At 73.8% G+C, this 3206-nt stretch carries 3 protein-coding genes; 1 reads left to right on the top strand and 2 read right to left on the bottom strand.

From position 1 onward, the window contains the following. The first annotated feature begins 278 nt into the window (after positions 1–278). Positions 279–935, top strand: coding sequence for a response regulator (locus ACTUAL_RS27095; protein WP_096492445.1), 657 nt, complete (start codon positions 279–281; stop codon positions 933–935). A 166-nt stretch (positions 936–1101) separates the two neighbouring features. Here ACTUAL_RS27095 and ACTUAL_RS27090 read toward each other — a convergent pair whose 3' ends face one another. Beyond that, positions 1102–1338 (bottom strand): hypothetical protein, encoded by a 237-nt coding sequence (locus tag ACTUAL_RS27090; protein ID WP_096492444.1) that lies wholly within the window; start codon positions 1336–1338, stop codon positions 1102–1104. 153 nt (positions 1339–1491) lie between these two features. Continuing rightward, positions 1492–3189 carry a GAF domain-containing sensor histidine kinase gene (locus ACTUAL_RS27085; RefSeq protein ID WP_440902225.1) on the bottom strand — a complete coding sequence of 566 codons (1698 nt, stop codon included), beginning with the start codon at positions 3187–3189 and terminating at the stop codon, positions 1492–1494. Between the last annotated feature and the right edge of the window lie 17 nt (positions 3190–3206).

Below are 3206 nucleotides of genomic sequence, written 5' to 3'. Positions count from 1 at the left end.
AGAAGATGCCGACGAGCCCGCCCTCGGCGCCGCAGACGGGCAGGGCCGCAGGTCCCGGTCCGGCGGGGTCGGCCGGGCACCGGCCGGGGTGCGTCCGGCGGTCGGGTGGGGCACGGTGTTCGGGTGGCCGCGCGGCCTGCTGGAACACTCGGGGCGGGCCTCCCGGTGGCGACGCGGCGTGGCGCCCGCGCCGCGGAGGGGGACCGGGACCTTGGACCCTGTCAGGCGGGGGCCGGGGCGAGGGATGTTGTGCACGGGTTTGACGGAAGGTGGGTGCGGTGAGCGCACGGGTGTTCCTGGTGGACGACCACGAGGTCGTCCGCGTCGGGGTGAGGGAACTGCTGAACAGCGACGACGAGCTGGAGGTCGTCGGAGAGGCCGGTTCGGTCGCGGAGGCGCTGGCGCGGGTCCCCGCGAGCGGCGCGAACGTGGCGGTGCTGGACGTCCGGCTGCCCGACGGCAACGGCATCGAGCTGTGCCGCGAGCTGAAGTCGCTCATGCCCGACCTGCAGTGCCTGATGCTGACGTCGTTCACCGACGACGAGGCGCTGTTCGACGCGATCATGGCGGGCGCCTCGGGCTTCGTGCTCAAGCGCATCCTGGGCACGGACCTGTGCACGGCGGTGCGCACGGTGGCGTCCGGCCAGTCGCTGCTGGACGCGCGGTCGACGAGCGCGCTGCTCAACCGCATCCGCCGCGAGCGGGAGCAGGGCGACCCGGTCCGGATGCTGACCGAGCAGGAGCGGACGGTGCTCGACCTGATCGGGCAGGGCATGACGAACCGGCAGATCGCGGAGAGCATGTTCCTGGCCGAGAAGACGGTCAAGAACTACGTGTCGCACCTGCTGGCGAAGCTGGGGCTGGAGCGGCGCACGCAGGCGGCGGTGCTGGCGAGCAAGCTGCGCAAGCGGCCCGGCGGGGTCGAGGCGGACTGAGACCGCCGGGACGGGCTGGGGGGCCGAGGGGCGCACCGGGTGGTGCGCCCCTCGCGCGTCCGGCGGGCGCAGGGGCAGGCAAGCGCCGGGTACGGCGGGCGTCAGGTCCGGCGCAGGTCCGGGCCGCGGCGCGGGGAAGCGCTTGCCCGCGGGTCCCCGGTCGGGCTCAGTCCTCGTTCGCGGCGCCGGCCCTCACCCTGCCCCTGGGGCGCCGGGGCTTGTCCTTGAGCAGCTTCTTGTTGGCGTAGAAGGCCCACCCGACCGCGGCGCCCGCGACGACCAGCCACATCAGCGCGGGCGGGAACCAGGTGAAGTGGAACTGGCCCACGACGATCCCGGCGACGACCAGCGCGGAGAAGACCAGGTGCGCCAGGTCGAGCTTCATCTTCAGGTTGACCTTCATCTGCTCCTGCTCGTCCTCGCTCGGGTCGGCGCGCGCGTCCCGACGCGCCGGTGCCGAGCACAGTACAGATGATCAAGAGCGGGAGCGCGGGCCAGGCAGGGCCGAGGCCGGGAGAACCTCCCCAGTGGACGCACTCCCGCCCCCGATCCCCGTTCACACCAGGGGAACCTGCCACGTGACGCGCGTCCCGCCGCCCGCGCACGCCTCCACCGCCGCGCTGCCGCCGAGCCGCCGGGCCCGCTCGTCCAGGTTCCGCAGCCCGCTGCGCGCGACCTTCTCCGGCATCCCGATCCCGTTGTCCACCACCGAGATCGTCAGCTCCCGGTCGGCCTCGATGGTCACCGTCAGCTCGCTCGCGCCGGAGTGCCGCACCGCGTTGCTGACCAGCTCCCGCACCACCGCCTCGGCGTGCTCGCCGACGTGGTCGGGCACCGAGTTGTCCACCGTGCCGTTCATCCGCACGGCGGGCGTGAGCGCCGAGTGCTCGGTCACCTGCGACACGATGTCCAGCAGCCTGCGCCGCAGCCCCGGCTCGTCGTCGGCCGCCTGGAGGTCGAAGATCGTGGTGCGGATCTCCAGCACGGTCTGGTCGAGCTGGTGCACGGCGCTGTCGACCCGCTCGCGCAGCTTGGGGTCCTCGACCCGGTTGAGCGCGCCCTGCAGGCTCATCCCGGTGGCGAACAGCCGCTGGATGACGTGGTCGTGCAGGTCGCGGGCGATCCGGTCGCGGTCCTCCAGCACGTCCACCAGCCGCCGGTTGCGCTGCGTCTCGGCCAGCTCCAGCGCCACGGCGGCCTGCGCGGCGAACGAGGCCAGCAGCGGCACCTGCTCGGCGCCGAACTGGGGCGCGCCCTTGGCGCGGGCGGCCAGCAGCACGCCGGTCACCTGCGAGGCGGTGCGCAGCGGCACCGCGACCCCCGGCCCCAGCTCCAGGCTGGCCTCGCCGAGCCTGCCGTCGAGGTGCTCGAACAGCGCGGGCACCCCGGAGTCCAGCACCTGCTCGGCGAACGTGTCCTCGCCGTCCAGCAGGCCGCCGACGAGCCGGTCGGTGTCACCGCCCGCCGCCGAGGCCATCCGCAGCCGCCGCCCGTTCCTGCCGTCCTCGGCGAGCACGATCAGCGACACCGCCGCGCCCGCGAGCTCGCGGGTGCGCTGGGAGATCAGCCGCAGCGCGTCCTCGGCGGACGCGCCGCCCAGCAGCTCGGCGTTGACCTCGGCGGCGGCCTCCAGCCAGCGCTCGCGCATCCGGGACTTCTCGAACAGCCGGGCGTTCTCCACCGCGACGCCCGCCGCGGCGGCCAGCGCCGACAGCACGATCTCGTCGTCGGGGGTGAAGTCGCCGCCGTCCCGCTTCTCGGCCATGTACAGGTTGCCGAACACCTCGTCGCGCACCCGCACGGGCACGCCGAGGAAGGTCTTCATCGGCGGGTGGTTCGGCGGGAGGCCGACGGACGCCGGGTGCGCGCCGAGGTCGTGCAGCCGCACCGGTCTCGGGTCCTTGATCAGCAGCCCGAGCAGGCCCTTGCCCTGCGGCAGGTGCCCCATGCGGGCGCGCTCGTCCTGGTCGATGCCGACGTGGACGAACTCGGAGAGGTCGTCGCGATTGCCCAGCACGCCCAGCGCCCCGTACCGCGCGCCGACCAGGTCGACGGCGGCCTGCACTATCCGCTGCAGCGTGGAGTCCAGCTCCAGCCCCGTGCCCACGGCGAGCACCGCGTCCAGCAGGCGCTGCATCTTGTCCCTGGTGGAGCCGATCTCGGTGAGCCGCTCCCGCATCTCCTCCAGCAGCTCGTCGAGCCTCAGGCCCGCCAGGAGCCGCTGCGAGGAGGAGTCCTCAGCCGGTCCTGTCACGCCCCCACCCTGTCACG

The sequence above is a fragment of the Actinosynnema sp. genome (genome assembly GCF_052038725.1).
Note: the sequence above shows the minus strand (reverse complement) of the source record. Positions and strands in the feature narration are given on the sequence as shown.